The sequence below is a fragment of the Bacillus sp. B1-WWTP-T-0.5-Post-4 genome (genome assembly GCF_009183795.1).
Classification (GTDB): Bacteria; Bacillota; Bacilli; order Bacillales; family Bacillaceae_G; genus Bacillus_A; species Bacillus_A cereus.
On record NZ_WEIJ01000017.1, the window covers coordinates 39,355 to 55,614 of the forward strand.

The following is a 16,260-nucleotide window of genomic DNA, read 5'->3' on the forward strand; positions in this document are numbered from 1 at the left end:
GAAAAGAAAAAGTCTTTATATATGTACCCCACTCTGAAATAAACACATTTGCAAACAATTTAACATCCTCTTCATATCACGTTCTTTATAATGATTCAGGCATGCAATTTGGATCCAGTTATTCTTTTGTAAATACGCTGATTCATAATGGACAATATATCCTTGTAAAGCTAACGCATCACCTACCGTTTTAGAAGACTGACCTTCGCTTATTTGAATTGTAAATATAATTTTCGCGGCATGTTCTTTAGGTGAAACAAGCTTTAACCCCATATCAGTAATAACTTCTTCAATATACTCGTATGTCTCTTTAATTTTTACAAATACCTTTTCATCTTCAAATCTCTTCAACGCTTCTTGCAATGCATAAATTAAATTCCATGATTGTGAGTATGGAATACTTTCATTTTCTTCATACATGCCAATGTCCATATAGGCCGGCACAGCCTCGTTTATTTTTACAATGTGGTTATGAAAAACGAAAGAAATTCCTGTATATGATTTAATCGCTTTACCGCTAACACCACTTGCAAAATACACATCCTTCAAGTCTAATGGTATTGCTCCAATTGAGCTTATGCAATCTACACACAGTTTCATTTGATTCTCGTTACAAAGAGTATTTAGCTCGTTTAAATCGTTTAACATTCCAGTAGATGTTTCATGATGAACAAACCAAATCCATTCATAATTTCCAGTTGTCATAATTTCTTCTAATTCGGTATAAATAAATGGATCTCCCATTTCCTTTTTATAAGTATCAAAATGTAACCGTGCTCGTTTTGCATGTCCAACTAATCTATTACCAAATTCCCCATTTGTTAATACTAGTCCTTTCCCTTTTAAAGAACGTAACTGTAAAGCAATCGCATCATTTGCTAACGTCCCTGTTCCTAACATAAGCTGTACATGTTTTGCTTTTGTCATGTGAAGTAACCGTTTTTTCACATTGTCCATCATCACTTGAAATGACTTAGAGCGATGGGAAATAGGTCGCGTAGAAAATGCCTTTCGAACGTTCTCTTCAATATCTACTGGACCAGGTAAAAACGTATATTCTTTCGTCATAATCCCCCCAACACTCGACTCTTCAAACATAGCAGGGGTAACATACATTGGCTGGAAGGCTGCTTCTTCTGTACCAACTAACGTATGGAAAAATTTGAATCCCATTTGCTCATATAAAGCTAGTTCACGTGTTGTTGCAGAAATGAGTGCTAATTCATATCCATTTAGAAGCAAATAACGATGTAGAAAACGAATTAATCCTAACAACGCTCTTCCATTTCTATATTCACGTTCTACTGAAAGTAAACGAATTTCATACACTTTTTCTCCATGCTCTTGCAAATAAATATCTAAATTTGAAATTTTATAATCTAACGAGAATGGTCGTTTTCCCCGCACTGCGACCATACCTACTAATCTATCCTCATCTAAACAAATTAAATATGTATTTTCTTTATGAAACCGATCTATACGAAACCGTTCTTTCGTTTCTTCATGTTGTGGTATCTCTTCTACAAAAGTTTTATAATTCAATTTATGTATACTTTCAAATTCCCAATCTTGATCAGCAACTTTATAAATTAACCCCATGCCTTATCTCCTTTATCTATTTAATAAAAAATGATAAGTGGAGATTATCCCCACTTATTAAACACTCATTTTATTCTCGATTTACATATAGAATAAGTACAATAATTATTCCACTTAATATAGTGGTAACAATAGAATAAGAATAAAGAATCATACAAATTGGTAAACAAGCAATCGTAATTAGTCCTGGCTTCGTAAACCCTTTAAATATTAAATAAAATACAATAAAAATGCCTAAGAGGGTAAGCGCTATCAAATAATCAAATGCGATTAGTCCTCCTATAAATGTTGAAATACCTTTACCGCCCTTGCCTTTAAATAAAACTGGATAAATATGTCCAATAATAACGGCCAATAATGTTAACATTACGAATGTAGGATCTTCAAAAAGATATTTTGCTACAGCAACAACGATTGCCCCTTTAATTGCATCACCTAAAAATGTAGCGATGAAATACCCTTTTCCATATACGCGCCCCATATTTCTTGCGCCAGGATTTCCGCTTCCTTCATCCCTAATATCAACGTTATGTCTCAATTTTGTTACTATATAAGCGGTCAATATGTTTCCAATTAAATAAGAAGCCACCAAATATAAAAACTGCATACTATTAATCATGTAATCATTCACTTTCTACATGGGAATACATATACAATATTCAATTACTACGTATATTGTACGTTTTTAACATACATCCCTTTATACATTTTAACATCATATTTTTACAAATCATACAAAAATTCTCATACCTATTTTTAAAAATATATATCCCTCATTAAATAATATGTTCCTTTCACTGCCATTTCTGCTTGTAATACGAATGTAATTTCTTTCATACTTTCTTCACAGCATTTCTTAAATACAGCAAATATTTCAGGAACTAAACGCAATATACTGCCACTTGCTGCAATTGGCGTTGAGTGCTTAAAGTTCAACTTGTTATAAACATTTACTGTAATCCTTGCTAATTCCTTTCCAGCTTGCATCATAATTTCATGCGCATCATCATTGCCATCTCTCGCTTCCTGAATAACTAATGGGGCGATTGCTGCAATTTTATCTTTAGAAGAAGTATATACTAAGCTTTTTATATGAGACGGTGTCAAAAGTTGAAACTGCCTTTGAATATTCAAACTCAATGGACAAAGACTGATTCCTTGATCGAACTGAATTGCCATTTTCTTTAAAGCTTGTAATGCAATCCAATATCCGCTCCCCTCATCTCCTAAAATATGTCCCCATCCACCGCTATACTGATATACTTCTCCTTTCATTCCTATACAAATTGCACCTGTACCACCTATAGTTAATATTCCATCCTTACCTTTTAAAGCAGCTGCATGTGCGATCATTGCATCATTAAAAATTTCAATTTTTGTTCCGTATTTCTTTTTTAAATGTAATGTTAATTCATTTGTATTCGCTCCGCTTATACCAGCTAATCCTAAACAAACACAAACGCAATGCCCATTTATTAAACTCTTCTGGCATTGATTAATTGCTTCCATAATATGCACAAGAGCTTCTTCAAAATCTATTAATATGTTTCCAAAACCACTGGTAGCTCTTACAAGTTCATTTCCGTCTTTATCAAATGCAATTGCCTCGGTCTTCGTTCCCCCGCCATCTACTCCAATCATATACTTCATATGTTCGCCTCATTTTCATCTGCGTATGGAGGGAATGTTATATTCCCTAAAATTACGGAATTCTTAGCACCTGTTGCGCTCGGCACATTACTCGGATTACGATGATACGTTTCGTTTGCTAAAATAGCAAATGCAATTGCTTCTTTCGCTGCTGAAGAATGACCAATATCTTCTTGTATACATATGCTACATTTCTCTTCTCTTAATCCATTCCGTAACATTTCAACAAGTGTATTATTATAACTTCCACCACCACCTAAAATCACCTCATCAATTTCATAATACGGCAAAATAAACGCCTTATAATGATGAACAATTGAACATGCTGTAAACATCGTGACAGTTGCCAATATATTTTCTTTACTATGCTTTTTAAATCGATTCAATAATTCAGTCACAAACGCTTCTCCAAACTGTTCTCTACCTGTTGTTTTTGGTGGTTTCATGTTCAAAAATGGATGGTTCATACAGTATGTTAAAATTTCATCTACAACTTCCCCCTGCTTTGCAATCCAACCATTTTGATCATATGGTACATGAAATAATCTTTGACATACTTCATCGATTACCATGTTGCCTGGTCCAGTATCGAAAGCAATAACACTCTCTTTACTTCGTTTACTTGGAACCACTGTAACATTACCAATCCCACCAATATTTTGTAGTAGTCTATTTTTAGTTTGATGCCGATATAAAATAATCTCTGAATATGGTACAAGTGGTGCACCTTGTCCCCCTGCCGCCATGTCCATCGTTCGGAAATTCGAGATAACCGTCGTGTTCGTTTCATATGCTATTACTGCTGGTTCCCCAATTTGCAATGTTGAAGAAATAATATTCCCTTCTTGCTTTGGCTGATGATAAATCGTTTGTCCGTGAGAGCCTATTAAATCTAATTGTCTCAAAGGAAAATTGGCCTCTTTACAAACTTCCTTTACAGCATTGGCGAAGCATAAACCAAGTTTAAAATTCAAACTACATATAAGTTGGACATTCGAAGTTTCAATTGATAACGCTTGTTGGATCTCATTTTTCATATCATTACAAAATGGAACAGTAGTAAAATGGATGAGTTCGATTTTAGAATCTACACCACTTCCTTCTATATGAACGAGCGCTACATCTATTCCATCTAATGAAGTACCAGACATTATCCCTGCAATATACATAACGTGCATGACCTCCTATTTACTAAAAAACAATCATGTAAGTAACGAACGTACAACCAATCGAAAACAATATAAATCTAAAAAACAACTGAGCTTTCGATGCAAACGATCCATCAATGAAAGAAACAACTACCGTAAGCAAAACGCTTGCCGCAATACTTGTAACAAGCCAGATACTATGCATTTGTGATAGATTTAGCATGCCTAATAAAGGGACAAAAAGTAAATTTGCACAAATCACTCCAAATAATAATAAAAATACGCCTTTATAACTAAATTTTATATTCATTCTATTTCCCCCTTTCTAGTTTTAATGTGAAAGAAGTGATAGACAAAAAGTCTATCACTCAAAATAACAGCGTGCAGATTAAGGATTAACAGATTCCCCGTCACCATTTTTTTCAATTTCAAGCATATTTTTGTCGTACATTTTAAAGAATGGTAAATAAATAAGGAACGATATTGCTATATTTATAAAAACTAATACAATCGCACGCCAATCTCCACCTGTTGCTAAATATGCACCAATTGGAGCAGGTAGTGTCCATGGCGGCATAATATGCGTTGGTGTAACAAATCCCATCGCAGTTGCTGAATATGCAACAGTTGCTGTTACAAGTGGTGTAATGATAAATGGGATAATTAAAATTGGATTTAGTACAATCGGTAATCCGAATATGACTGGTTCATTAATATTAAAAATACCCGGAACAATACAAGTTCTTGATAATGCTTTCGAATATTTCGATCGACCAAATACAATCATAGCTAATACAAGCCCTAACGTCGCACCAGAACCGCCAATCCATATAAACCATTGATATAACGGCTCTGGTGAAATAAATGGCAACTGATCTGCTCCACTAGCAACTGCTTCACCATTTTTCCCTAGGTATACTTCCCATAATGGCCGAGCAACAGTTCCAACAACCGACACACCATGGATTCCGAATGACCAAAAAAACGTAATTAAAAACACTGGAATCATTACACCGAAGTAACTATCCCCAGCTTTTACTAATGGTGCTGCTAATTTATCAACAACATGGTGTAAATCAATGCTAAAAACGACAGTTACTAGACTCATTATAATAATAACGAATGCTGCAGGTATAAGTGCTTCAAATGAACGCGATACAGATGGCGGTACTTGTTCTGGCATTTTAATCATTACATTTTTCTTCTTACAAAACCTTAAAATCTCTACGGATAAAATAGAAACAATCATCGTCACAAATAATCCATGACCTCCGAGATTTGTCATCGGAAGCATGAATCCTTTTTTATCAATTAACTCAGGCGTTAATGTTAAAAGTAGTGAACATACCGCGAGCTGTGCTCCTGATAAAGCATCTAATTTATAACTTTTCGCTAAATTATATCCTATTCCAAATGCGATATATAAGGACATAATAAACATGGTTAAACGATATGGTATCAATATACTTGTTTGATTCTTTAATGCCCAAACTGATATAAAACTATCTTTCGGCAGTGGTGGAAATGCTACTATTAAAAAGAAGCTTCCTACTATAATAAATGGTAACGCCGAAATAACTCCATCACGGATTGCTTGTAAATGTCTCTGCTCAGAAAGCCTTGCCATCGGTCCAGATAAGTTTTTATCAAGAAACGTGACAAACTTATTCATAACGTTTCCCCCTAACTGATTAATTCATTTACAGTTTTTAATAAAGTCGGGCCGCCAAGCGGTGTGTATGCTTGCGGCGGTATGATGCCACACGGAATAGATCCCTCCTCTGCAAATTTTTTTACAGAGTCAAATCGGTGTCTTATTTGAGGTGCCACCATTACGACATCCCAGCCATTCTTTACTTCTTCCTCTACCTCATTCGTTCCAATTGCATGCACTTCCATGTTCACACCATTTTTCTCCGCTTCTTTTTTTAAAGCGTTTACAACAATTGCACTGGACATTCCTCCAGAACAGACGAACAAGACTTTCATTTATTAATCCTCCTATACTTATAATTTATTACCCTTCAAATGAAAGGAAGTTTCACTTTACTAACAAGCATATGAAGTAGTAAATGAATTTAGTTATAATGAAAGTAAATTTCATTAAAAATATTTTTCCTATTAAATTAATGTTTCAATATGCAATTTTCTCTATTGCAAGGTCAACCTCGCCTCATATATTATTTTAAATAATCATATGATAGGGAGGCGTATAAATGATCGTTAAACGTTTATTAATGATATGTTGTATCGTCATCTTGTTCATCCCTTTCTCTTTCATTCCCCCTCACTTTACTTATGCTGAAGTAAATACTGCATACAAAAAACATGAATTACGTGCTGTATGGATTGCATCTGTTCTGAATATTGATTGGCCCTCAAAAACTGGCTTACCCATTGAAAAACAGAAACAAGAATTTATAAGATTATTAGACGATGTAAAAAGCACTGGTATGAATGCAGTTGTTGTACAAATTAAACCAACCGCTGATGCTTTCTATCCTTCAAATTACGGTCCTTGGTCTGAATACATTACAGGAACACAAGGAAAAGATCCTGGTTATGACCCGCTCGCATTTATGATTGAAGAAACTCATAAAAGAAATATAGAATTCCACGCTTGGATTAACCCATACCGAATAACAATGAATCACACCGATATAAATCGATTATCAAATAATCACCCTGCAAGGCAACATCCCGATTGGGTTGTCCCTTATGGCGGAAAGTTATATTACAATCCCGGTATTCCGGAAGTAAAAAAATTTATAACAGAAGGCGCTTTAGAAATCGTACAAAATTACGATATTGATGCGCTGCATATGGATGATTATTTTTACCCATATAAAGTAGCCGGTGAAGAATTTCCAGATCAGAAAACGTACGAAACATATAATAATGGTAGATTTACAAATATAGAAGATTGGCGACGTAATAATGTAAATGAACTTGTAAAAGATTTAAATACTGGTATAAAACAAGAAAAATCATATGTAAAGTTTGGCATTAGTCCGTTCGGCGTATGGCGAAATATAGCTGACGATCCCACTGGCTCTAACACAACCGCAGGCCAAAGAAACTATGATGACCTTTATGCTGACACACGTGAGTGGATACAAAAAGGATATATTGACTACATTACACCGCAAATATATTGGAATATAGGTTTCACCCCAGCTGCATATGACATATTAGTAGATTGGTGGGTTAAAGAAACAAATAACAAACCGATTCACCTATACATCGGTCAAGCGGCCTATAAAATTAATAATAACTCCGTCCCTGCTTGGTCTGATCCAGAAGAATATCCAAAACAAATTGCATTAAACCGGCTATATCCTGATATAAAAGGTAGTATGCATTTTAGCTTAAAAGATATTAATAACAATCCACTCGGAGTTAAAGATAGACTTTCAAAAAACATATATAAACATCCTGCATTAATCCCGCCTATGCCTTGGCTTGATCATGATCCACCAAAACAACCGACTTTAAAAGGCGCCATTCCAAGAGATGAAGGTATTGCAATCGGTATCATTGACAATAGAGATAATGATTCTACTTATTACGCTATTTACCGCGCGAATGGGAAAAATGAAGTGGATATACAAAATCCCAAAAATTTACTTACTACTGTAAGAAAAACAAAACTTGGAGAAATTTATGTAGATAAAACCGCTATTTCCGGAGAAACGTATACCTATGTCGTAACTGCAGTTGATCGATTGCATAATGAAAGTGTGGCTTCTAGTAAATCTACTATTCAAGCAAAATAAAAGTAAGAGCCCCCATTTTTTTTGAATGCGGGCTCTTACTTTTATTTTCGTAGTTCACTATATTGAATATGAATTCTATTCTCAGGGTTTTTATCTACTGTGTAAAGTACAAATAAGAAGAACCATTCTAGTGGCTTCATTAAAATATAAACAAAATCAGCCGACCATTTCGTATTAATATGTTTACTAATCGGATAACCGTATTTATCATAAAAATTACGAATAACTTTATGACATTTTGGTACCCGCTCCTCAATTACATTTTCAAAAGCGTTCGCAATTAATAACTGTCGATTGACTGTAATTCTTTCCCCATGCCTAATTCCTGCTCGTAATGGCTTAACGATGTTTTTATGGCCTTTCACAGAAACTGTACATAAATAATGCCCATCCCCGGAGACAATTTGAGGGCTTGGGACAGGAATCTTAGAATAATTATAGCTACTTGTTTCCATAAACACTCTTATAAAACTATCTGGTTTTTGGCCAAACAGTATTAAAATGAATTGAATAATTAACAGTACAGGAAATAAACTTATCATCCAAACTGTAGCCATTTTTTGATATCCAAAAGAAATACGATACAGAAATAATATAATTCTGTTGCTCTGCTTATAATCTTTCTCATGCTGAGATTGTATGAAGTAACTTAATGAATTTCTTAACTTAGCTATGAATAATAGACTAAATGCAAGCATCCCAACTTGAATACAAAAGACTGGAATGTATCTCAATCCTCCGAGTTCCGTATAAAAGGCAAAGCCTGTATGGGTAATATAGATGAATGTATATACAATGTTTACTATCATTAAAGTACTATAAAAAATATAAAATATTGGTGAAAGTTTTGTTAAGCCTTTCGTTAATCTCCAATACGAAACCGCACCTAAAATAACTAAGAGAACTACTATAGCAATGTGGTCATGTGCTAAAGAAGCATATTGATCAGACATCATTCCGTTCTTTTCAAATTTATGTAATGGTATTCCTCCTCTTACATCATTTGCATTCCACATAATGCCTAAACCAAATATAAAATAACTCAAACATATTGATAATATTTCCTGTGGCTCGAACTTTAGTATACTTGAGGAATTTTCCTTCTTCGATTGGAAACTATCCCAAGCTTTACTAATGGGATAGCCCAGAAATAAAAATAAAATTACAAATAGGATGACTAACTCAAATAACACAATACCATACCCCTTTTATAATAATTATTTACACAAAGTACAAAAAACCACTCTATATTTTACCATTTATTTACGTTTGCATATACAATTTTACAAAAGATTAAACGCTCTCAATTTACAAAAAAAAACGCCTAAAAGCTGAAACATTCAACTTTTTAGGCGATCTCTTCTATTTATTCTTAAACTTCTCAGTCGCTGCCCTCATCTTCACATTTAAATCGTGATCAATCGAGTCGCGAATATCTCGCTCTACTACTTCCATTTCTTTTTTGAAATTTTCCAAGTAGATCTTCAGTTCTTCTTCCTTCTCTGGTCTTTGTGAAGGTGGTAATTGTACTACCAACGATAACATGGCCGTTAAATCTTTCATTAAGAATGTTTCAAGTTTATGTTGTTGTTCAAACATGCGTTGCTCTTGATAGTACGGAAGTGCATTTAATACCGAAATTGTAATATCATCAACCGTTCTTTGTAATGAAGGATTTATTGAGCGTTTATACGCTTGAATTGTATTTAATGCGTCTGGATAACGGTCATAAAAATACAATTTGTAAAATGATAAGTCTGTCGGTTTTACAGTTTGCTGCGTTTCTTGTCTTAAGAAATCTTTCACTTTCATCGCAGCCACATCAATATCTTCATTCGTAAGCTTTTTCGTAGTTTTTGCCATTACATGCACTTTTTTCTGCTTTTCTTTCGGTAACATCGAGAAGACTTGCTCTCTCGTACGTTGACCTGATGCACAAAATAGAGTATTTAATGTATTTTGTTCTTTCTTTCCTTCGGTGCGAATCCAGCGATAAAACAGTGGATGTTGTGTAAATTCTTGTAGAAACGGTATTGATTTGTTTGATATCTTATCTAGAGAATCTTGCGCTCTTTTATATGGCTTCGTCCATGAAAAATACAGTTTCCGCCCGAAGTATACGACTAAAACAACGACAGTAAATGCTATTAAAAGCAATGTACCGAGTAGTAATAGTACTGTTTGAATGAAACTCATTTGTTCACCTCCTCTAATAATCCGTTATTTCCTTGGACGCTGAATGAGTTTCTGCTTCATCTCATCATTAAATGTGTCTAGTTCAATAACGAACTTCTTGCTTGACTCAATAATACGTTCTGACGATTTTTCAGATGCTTCAATTGCAGCGAACACATTTTGGAATGATTCACGTAATTTATCCATGCTAATAGCAGGGTTTTCAAGCAATTTCGTCGTTTCTTCTGTATTTTGTTTTAACGCTTGAGAATTACTTAATACCATCGATTCAATTGCTTCATTCGTCGCATTTACGGCATCAATTGTTTTCCGTTGATTCGTTAATGCAAGCTGAATAGCAGCTGAAACTGTTACAACGTTTTGTGTCATCGTAATCGCATTACGTATCGCCTCTGTTAATTTTTCATTATTTTTCTTAATGATGTCTACAGAAGCTATAGATTGTAATAATACACTTTTCGCTTGCTGCATATTACGTGTACGTACAAGTATCTTTTCTAATGCATCGTTAATTAACGGAATATCCCTTTGACGCTCTGGGTTTTGTTTCTCAGCTTCAAGCATGCCAGCAAGCTTTTTCCCTAAGTATACTTGTTTATCAAGAGCATGAATTTTATCGTGCGATTGTTCTTTTAACATTTCAAGACCAACTGTATCCTCTTGTAAGTTATCACGACCAATTAGAAGGGATCTAATAATTTCCTCAATTTGCTTATCTATAGATTGATATTTATGCACGTATGTTTCAAGTGGATTTTTCTTAAATACTTTAAACATAATTTTCTTCATACCACTTGCTTTTAATGAATTCGGATCAAGCTCTGATACTACTTTGCGTAATTCTAACAATGTATTTGGAATTTCTTCATTCTTTCCATTCATCATCGCTGTGACAGGACGTTTTAATGCTGATAACGTTTGTCCTGCTGCTTGTTGTTCTTTATCCCCCAAATCTCCTAGCTGCGACAATACTTTCGATAAATCTGTATTTTGCTCGCTATTTAACTTTTGTACATAAAGATCGGCTTCTTTATTTAATTCATCAAGTTCTTCATCTTTTATAACTGTATCAACTACTACTTCTACATTATTATCTTTCACAATTGATACGGGTTCTTTTTTCTCGAGTTCAGTCAACAAAATCGCTCCTTTATTTATATGTGCGAATTTATGTGCACTATATTTCATCTAATATATTGTATTTCATTTGCAAACAGCCTATATGAAATCAATTTTCAAGAAATACCTGCTTATGCAGTCATTCCCTGTTTCTTACTATAAGTATACCTGTAATCAACATAATTTTCCTCAGACTTAAGACCTAGAGAACAACATGCTGAAGGCGGATTCTTCATATATTTCCTAAATAATTTACGTTCTTTCAATCGTGCTACACTCAATCTTTTGACATTCACCCGTTTTCAATGTGATAATTCTATTACACTCACTTCTATTTATTTTTGCGAGCTACAAATGCTCCCTTTTGAAACGCTAATAACACCGTTTCAAACGTATCATCTTCTTCAATCATTTTTATAAACTCATCTAATTCACTCGCATGAGAAGTTGCATTATCAACAACAAGAAAACCTTTTGGTTGTAACATACGTTTTATATGCTCAAACCACCACATGTATTGCGTGCGCTCTGAATCTAGGAAAATAAAATCAAATGAATGATCTAATTGGGAATCTAAAAATGCCCCTGCTTCTTGATTATGAATATCGATTCTTTGTAACAGGTTTGCCTTTTCAAAATTGATAAGTGCCTCTCCAACTCGTTCTGAAGAAAGCTCTACAGTTGTTACATTTCCATTTGTTTCTTCTACCGCATTAGCTAACCACAATGTAGAATAACCATTAGAAGTTCCAATTTCCAAGATATTTTTTGCATTACACCCTTTTACTAAAATTGATAAAAATTGCCCCATCTCACGAGAAATATTCCGTAATTTTTCTTCCCGTATTTTTTTATTCCGATCATGCTCTTCTCCATATTGTTCAAGTTGAAGTAATAATGAATCTAACGTATCCATTCTTTTCATCGCCTTTCCAAGCAATATGATGAAAAAGCTCTTGCTGCCCGTCTACTTTTATTATATGCGAAACGAAATCCTTTTTCCCGTTATATGACAAAGATTTATAATTTTTTATAGCATATTGTTTCGTTTTTTGGTAAAGTTAATTTCTACGTGCAATTATTCCATTCATATTATTTCATATTAAAATTGCAGTTATTAAATTATATAAACCCCATTTAAATGAATCGGTATTTCAAATTCAATTAAGCGCCCTTTTCGGACGCATTTTCTTTGTTTATATATTTCCAGAAGAAAGGATGCTTACAAATGAACGTGATTAGCTTAGATGCTGCTCGAAAACGAAAGCAGCATAAAAAATTAATGATTACTATACCGATTATTACACGTATTTATGAAGAAGACGGGGAAATTAAATTTGAGGTAGCTGGCGAAAAAGATGTACCTCTTGAAATGTTAGAAAAATAATAAAAAACGCATTTCTGAAGAAATGCGCTTTTTTATATTTTTACATTTAAATGCATAAGTTTTTCAGGATTAACCATCATATAAATATTTGAAATCTTCTCATCCTCAAATGCAAACGAAAGAACATATGTTACTTTATTATTTATTGTAACTATAACTCCTGGTATACCATTTACCATTTTGAAATCAACAGTGTACTCTTCTGTCAATCGTTGTGCAATCCCAAAGAACAAACGTATAATTCGATTTGCAGAATAAATTGGATTGATCGCAGTCGTAACTTTACCGCCACCATCAGCTTTGAGTATAGCATCTGTTTTTAATACTTCCAACATACCTTCCGTATCCCCACACTGTAATGATGCTACAAACTTTTCAACATAAGAAGCCATTTTCTCCGTGCTTAATTTTGATTGCTTCGGTTTCTCCAACATACTTTTTCGTGCACGTTGAAAGATCTTCCTGCAGTTCACACTACTCTTATCAACAATTGAAGCTATTTCTTCGTATTCATAACTGAAAACCTCTCTTAATATGAAAACAATCCTTTCTACCTCAGATAGTTGTTGTAAAAGTAATAAATATGCGGTGGAAAGGGATTCTTTCATTATAAATGACTTTGATGGCTCATCACTCTCGTCTACAAGTGGCTCTGGTAACCACATCCCTACATACACGTTACGTTTATGCGCTGCCGATCGTAATTTATCAATTGAACGATTTGTCGCCATCTTACATAAATATGCTTTCATATTTTCTATAGATTGAGGATCTTCTATATTATTTAGCGAGATAAATACATCCTGAACGATATCCTCAGCATCCATAACACTCCCAAGGATTCTGTATGCTAACGAAAATAATAATGGTTGATACGCTTCATATAACTGCTCCGTTTCCATGATGAACTGCCTCACTTTCATATTGCTTTAAAATGTGTAACGCTGCTCGTTTCCCGCTTGCTACCGCAGCATCAGCTAATATTTCATCATGCCCTGCCCAATCTCCTGCAACATAAACACCTGGCATTTCAGGTATATTAGGACCCGGCTTTTCAACACGGTCAATATGAGGAAAATCATGTACTACTGTTATTTTCGGTAAATATTGCTGTGCAACAACTTCTCTTTTCCAATTTGGATGTAACAACTCCATCGTACTTTCCAACTGTTCTTTATCTTCATGAATATGATTCATCTCTAGCACAGGATTATGGTACTTAATTAGACTCACTGCAATTGATCCATCTTCACTTAATTTAGCTGCTCTCGATTGATTTGCGAAAAATATAGGTTGATCTAATCCTAATACAAATTGATGTGTAGGATTGGGTAATTGTCTCAAGCCAATATCTAATGCAGCAACAGTAACCGGTACCGATTGTTCATTCCATCTATGCAAACTTGTTCCTTCTGCACCTTTTATTATTTTACAAGCCTCTTTTGGCGGAGTCGTCACGATGACTGTATCTACTGCAAAAACCTCATCATCAACACAATGTATTCTTTGTTTATCTTCATAATGCTCTATTTCCAAAACATGCTTTTTAGCCAAAAATTTTACCCCGACATCATTCGCTAAATCTCTTAATTTTGTTATTATCGTCTCCCAACCACCATCTACATAAAGCACTCCTTCTTTTATAGAAAGCTGTATTTGCTTTAGTACAGATGATGCTAATTGTATTGTAGGAGCAAACGTATATGTTGTTGTCCGGCATAGCGCATAAAATATATTACGAACCATTGGATCTTTTATTTCATTTTCTGCCCATGTAGTTAGACTCATTTTCGGAACTTCTCCTACATCTAAATTTCCTAAACGAATCATAAGACGTGAGAATTGTACTTTTGCAGACCACGAAAGTAGTGGTGTTGATAAAATTGAGCGAAAATCTGTTGGGATGGTGAATATATCCCCTTTCCATATTCCATGTGCTTTTGTAGATGGTATTCCACCTGGAAGATTCAAACCGAGCTCATTAAAAGTTATAAACGCTGCCCCGCCTCTATATAAAGCATGTGCACCAAGATTCATGCAGATTCCATTTTTATTTATAGTCATCCCTCGGCCGCCGAATTGACTGGATTTTTCTAATACAATCACTTTCTTTCCAGCTTTCGCTAAATATATAGATGCTGTTAATCCAGCAAGCCCACCGCCAACAATTGCTACATCAAATGTATTCATAATAAAATCCCTCCTTATCGTTCTACATACAAGACGAACGATTAAGGAGGGATGTGACATGAAAATAAATTTTTATTACCCTACTTTATTTCATTACTTTTTAATTCGGTCATATTGCATACGAAATAACTCAATTGCAAATGGAATATCCTCTTCACTCTTTATATAATAACTGATCCATCCTGATTCAGGTAATACGTGATGTGGTTTTACCAATCCTTGCTTCACTAATTCATCTCGCTTTAACTTCGGAAATGGTAAATCAGCTAATTTATCACCATGAAGATGGCCAAGTTCTTTCTTACCATAATTTATTTCAATACCACCAAATCGATGCGGTTTTTCAGAAACACCCGCCCAGCTGAGTACTTCATTTCTAATCATTTCACTAAATGACATGAACATTCACTCCTTATAAATAATTGATGTACTTTTAAATTAACATTTTCATTACTTTTTTCCATCAATCCAAAGTATGAATGGGAATACGAATATAGTTTAATCTTTATACTTTATTCTTTATGGAATAAGTGAATTTATTAAGCTACCGACAACAGCACAAAACAAAGACTAGACACATATCCTAATTTTGTAACCTAACTTACCTATAGAAAGGCGGGTAATACAATTGACTGCCAACATCGACTATACCTCCCCCTCAACCAATTTTACTTATGATGTAAATAAAAGTAATTTTTTTCGGAAAGATGCCCAAAATTATATAAATGTACTTGGTATTAAACAATTAAACACTTTAGAAAATACTTCTTTATTAGATATTTATTTAAGTACAGGAAATGTTGTAGAACCACATATTCATCAAAATGCAGCTGAACTTGTTTATTGTATTTCAGGGTCTGCTGTTGTTTCTTTACTTAATCCATATACGAATCAAATATTAAACTTATCGATAAAACCGGGGCAAGTTGCCAACATTCCACAAGCGTGGTGGCATTATGAAATTGCTACAGCTGATAATACTCATTTATTAGCTATTTTCAATGCCCCGGCGCCAGAAGTTATTTTCGGTTCTGATATTTTAAGATTAACTCCGGCTCATATGATGGCCCATACTTACTGCCTCAATGAACAACAATGGAAACAAGCGGTTTCTCCTATTCAATCAACTACTGTTATTGGCCCTCCGGCAAACTGCAATCAAAACCGTGGAATGAAAAATTACCCAACCCAGCCC

At 34.3% G+C, this 16,260-nt stretch carries 17 protein-coding genes; 3 read left to right on the forward strand and 14 right to left on the reverse strand.

From position 1 onward, the window contains the following. Window positions 1-15: 15 nt before the first annotated feature. From GBN91_RS27120 to GBN91_RS27150, 7 genes are all read right to left on the reverse strand, one after another. Window positions 16-1,599 carry an aminotransferase class V-fold PLP-dependent enzyme gene (locus GBN91_RS27120; protein ID WP_000523059.1) on the reverse strand — a complete coding sequence of 528 codons (1,584 nt, stop codon included), beginning with the start codon at window positions 1,597-1,599 and terminating at the stop codon, window positions 16-18. A 70-nt stretch (window positions 1,600-1,669) separates the two neighbouring features. Further along, entirely contained in the window at window positions 1,670-2,218 is a 549-nt protein-coding gene (gene plsY / locus GBN91_RS27125; protein ID WP_000610870.1) for a glycerol-3-phosphate 1-O-acyltransferase PlsY, read from the reverse strand. Window positions 2,219-2,355: 137 nt separating this feature from the next. Further along, window positions 2,356-3,249 (reverse strand): BadF/BadG/BcrA/BcrD ATPase family protein, encoded by an 894-nt coding sequence (locus GBN91_RS27130; protein WP_152122721.1) that lies wholly within the window; start codon window positions 3,247-3,249, stop codon window positions 2,356-2,358. Beyond that, window positions 3,246-4,418, reverse strand: a complete 1,173-nt coding sequence (gene anmK / locus GBN91_RS27135) for an anhydro-N-acetylmuramic acid kinase AnmK (RefSeq protein ID WP_152122723.1) — start codon at window positions 4,416-4,418, stop codon at window positions 3,246-3,248. The genes GBN91_RS27130 and anmK overlap by 4 nt, the downstream gene beginning before the upstream one ends. A 22-nt stretch (window positions 4,419-4,440) precedes the next feature. Further along, entirely contained in the window at window positions 4,441-4,707 is a 267-nt protein-coding gene (locus GBN91_RS27140) for a hypothetical protein (protein ID WP_001021963.1), read from the reverse strand. Between the two features lie 78 nt (window positions 4,708-4,785). Continuing rightward, on the reverse strand, window positions 4,786-6,069 hold the full coding sequence (locus tag GBN91_RS27145; RefSeq protein WP_001032280.1) for a PTS sugar transporter subunit IIC: 1,284 nt from the start codon (window positions 6,067-6,069) through the stop codon (window positions 4,786-4,788). An 11-nt stretch (window positions 6,070-6,080) separates the two neighbouring features. Then, complete coding sequence (locus GBN91_RS27150; protein ID WP_006921708.1) at window positions 6,081-6,386, reverse strand: PTS sugar transporter subunit IIB; 306 nt, start codon at window positions 6,384-6,386, stop codon at window positions 6,081-6,083. A gap of 227 nt (window positions 6,387-6,613) precedes the next feature. On the opposite strand from GBN91_RS27150, the gene GBN91_RS27155 reads away from it, so the two are divergent. Then, entirely contained in the window at window positions 6,614-8,173 is a 1,560-nt protein-coding gene (locus GBN91_RS27155) for a glycoside hydrolase family 10-like protein (RefSeq protein ID WP_152122725.1), read from the forward strand. A gap of 41 nt (window positions 8,174-8,214) precedes the next feature. Here GBN91_RS27155 and GBN91_RS27160 read toward each other — a convergent pair whose 3' ends face one another. From GBN91_RS27160 to GBN91_RS27175, 4 genes are all read right to left on the reverse strand, one after another. Then, window positions 8,215-9,366 (reverse strand): DUF6688 domain-containing protein, encoded by a 1,152-nt coding sequence (locus tag GBN91_RS27160; RefSeq protein WP_016124556.1) that lies wholly within the window; start codon window positions 9,364-9,366, stop codon window positions 8,215-8,217. A 169-nt stretch (window positions 9,367-9,535) separates the two neighbouring features. Further along, complete coding sequence (locus GBN91_RS27165; protein ID WP_000008372.1) at window positions 9,536-10,369, reverse strand: DUF3974 domain-containing protein; 834 nt, start codon at window positions 10,367-10,369, stop codon at window positions 9,536-9,538. A gap of 24 nt (window positions 10,370-10,393) precedes the next feature. Beyond that, the gene (locus GBN91_RS27170; RefSeq protein WP_000137402.1) at window positions 10,394-11,506 is read right to left on the reverse strand and encodes a toxic anion resistance protein; all 1,113 of its coding nucleotides are present in this window, start codon (window positions 11,504-11,506) and stop codon (window positions 10,394-10,396) included. A 313-nt stretch (window positions 11,507-11,819) separates the two neighbouring features. Further along, window positions 11,820-12,413 (reverse strand): O-methyltransferase, encoded by a 594-nt coding sequence (locus tag GBN91_RS27175; protein WP_152122727.1) that lies wholly within the window; start codon window positions 12,411-12,413, stop codon window positions 11,820-11,822. 303 nt (window positions 12,414-12,716) lie between these two features. On the opposite strand from GBN91_RS27175, the gene GBN91_RS29020 reads away from it, so the two are divergent. Continuing rightward, window positions 12,717-12,875, forward strand: a complete 159-nt coding sequence (locus GBN91_RS29020) for a hypothetical protein (RefSeq protein WP_001100984.1) — start codon at window positions 12,717-12,719, stop codon at window positions 12,873-12,875. A gap of 32 nt (window positions 12,876-12,907) precedes the next feature. On the opposite strand, the gene GBN91_RS27180 is transcribed toward GBN91_RS29020, so the two are convergent. The 3 genes from GBN91_RS27180 to GBN91_RS27190 form a co-directional block, all read right to left on the reverse strand. After that, complete coding sequence (locus GBN91_RS27180) at window positions 12,908-13,777, reverse strand: sigma-70 family RNA polymerase sigma factor (protein ID WP_152122729.1); 870 nt, start codon at window positions 13,775-13,777, stop codon at window positions 12,908-12,910. Then, a complete protein-coding gene (locus GBN91_RS27185) occupies window positions 13,755-15,065 on the reverse strand; it encodes a phytoene desaturase family protein (RefSeq protein WP_152122731.1) in 1,311 nt (436 codons plus the stop codon). The genes GBN91_RS27180 and GBN91_RS27185 overlap by 23 nt, the downstream gene beginning before the upstream one ends. Window positions 15,066-15,158: 93 nt before the next feature. Then, on the reverse strand, window positions 15,159-15,464 hold the full coding sequence (locus GBN91_RS27190; RefSeq protein WP_000010317.1) for a luciferase domain-containing protein: 306 nt from the start codon (window positions 15,462-15,464) through the stop codon (window positions 15,159-15,161). Between the two features lie 229 nt (window positions 15,465-15,693). Between GBN91_RS27190 and GBN91_RS27195 the strand changes: the two genes are divergently transcribed. Continuing rightward, window positions 15,694-16,260 (forward strand): cupin domain-containing protein (locus GBN91_RS27195; protein WP_152122733.1); only part of this gene is annotated, 567 nt, incomplete at its 3' end.

Bases quoted from the DNA above. Each gene is read 5' to 3' on its own strand.
- GBN91_RS27120 (WP_000523059.1), bottom strand. From the start codon at position 1,599: ATGGGGTTAATTTATAAAGTTGCTGATCAAGATTGGGAATTTGAAAGT.
- plsY (WP_000610870.1), bottom strand. From the start codon at position 2,218: ATGATTAATAGTATGCAGTTTTTATATTTGGTGGCTTCTTATTTAATT.
- GBN91_RS27130 (WP_152122721.1), bottom strand. From the start codon at position 3,249: ATGAAGTATATGATTGGAGTAGATGGCGGGGGAACGAAGACCGAGGCA.
- anmK (WP_152122723.1), bottom strand. From the start codon at position 4,418: ATGTATATTGCAGGGATAATGTCTGGTACTTCATTAGATGGAATAGAT.
- GBN91_RS27140 (WP_001021963.1), bottom strand. From the start codon at position 4,707: ATGAATATAAAATTTAGTTATAAAGGCGTATTTTTATTATTATTTGGA.
- GBN91_RS27145 (WP_001032280.1), bottom strand. From the start codon at position 6,069: ATGAATAAGTTTGTCACGTTTCTTGATAAAAACTTATCTGGACCGATG.
- GBN91_RS27150 (WP_006921708.1), bottom strand. From the start codon at position 6,386: ATGAAAGTCTTGTTCGTCTGTTCTGGAGGAATGTCCAGTGCAATTGTT.
- GBN91_RS27155 (WP_152122725.1), top strand. From the start codon at position 6,614: ATGATCGTTAAACGTTTATTAATGATATGTTGTATCGTCATCTTGTTC.
- GBN91_RS27165 (WP_000008372.1), bottom strand. From the start codon at position 10,369: ATGAGTTTCATTCAAACAGTACTATTACTACTCGGTACATTGCTTTTA.
- GBN91_RS27175 (WP_152122727.1), bottom strand. From the start codon at position 12,413: ATGAAAAGAATGGATACGTTAGATTCATTATTACTTCAACTTGAACAA.
- GBN91_RS29020 (WP_001100984.1), top strand. From the start codon at position 12,717: ATGAACGTGATTAGCTTAGATGCTGCTCGAAAACGAAAGCAGCATAAA.
- GBN91_RS27180 (WP_152122729.1), bottom strand. From the start codon at position 13,777: ATGGAAACGGAGCAGTTATATGAAGCGTATCAACCATTATTATTTTCG.
- GBN91_RS27185 (WP_152122731.1), bottom strand. From the start codon at position 15,065: ATGAATACATTTGATGTAGCAATTGTTGGCGGTGGGCTTGCTGGATTA.
- GBN91_RS27190 (WP_000010317.1), bottom strand. From the start codon at position 15,464: ATGTCATTTAGTGAAATGATTAGAAATGAAGTACTCAGCTGGGCGGGT.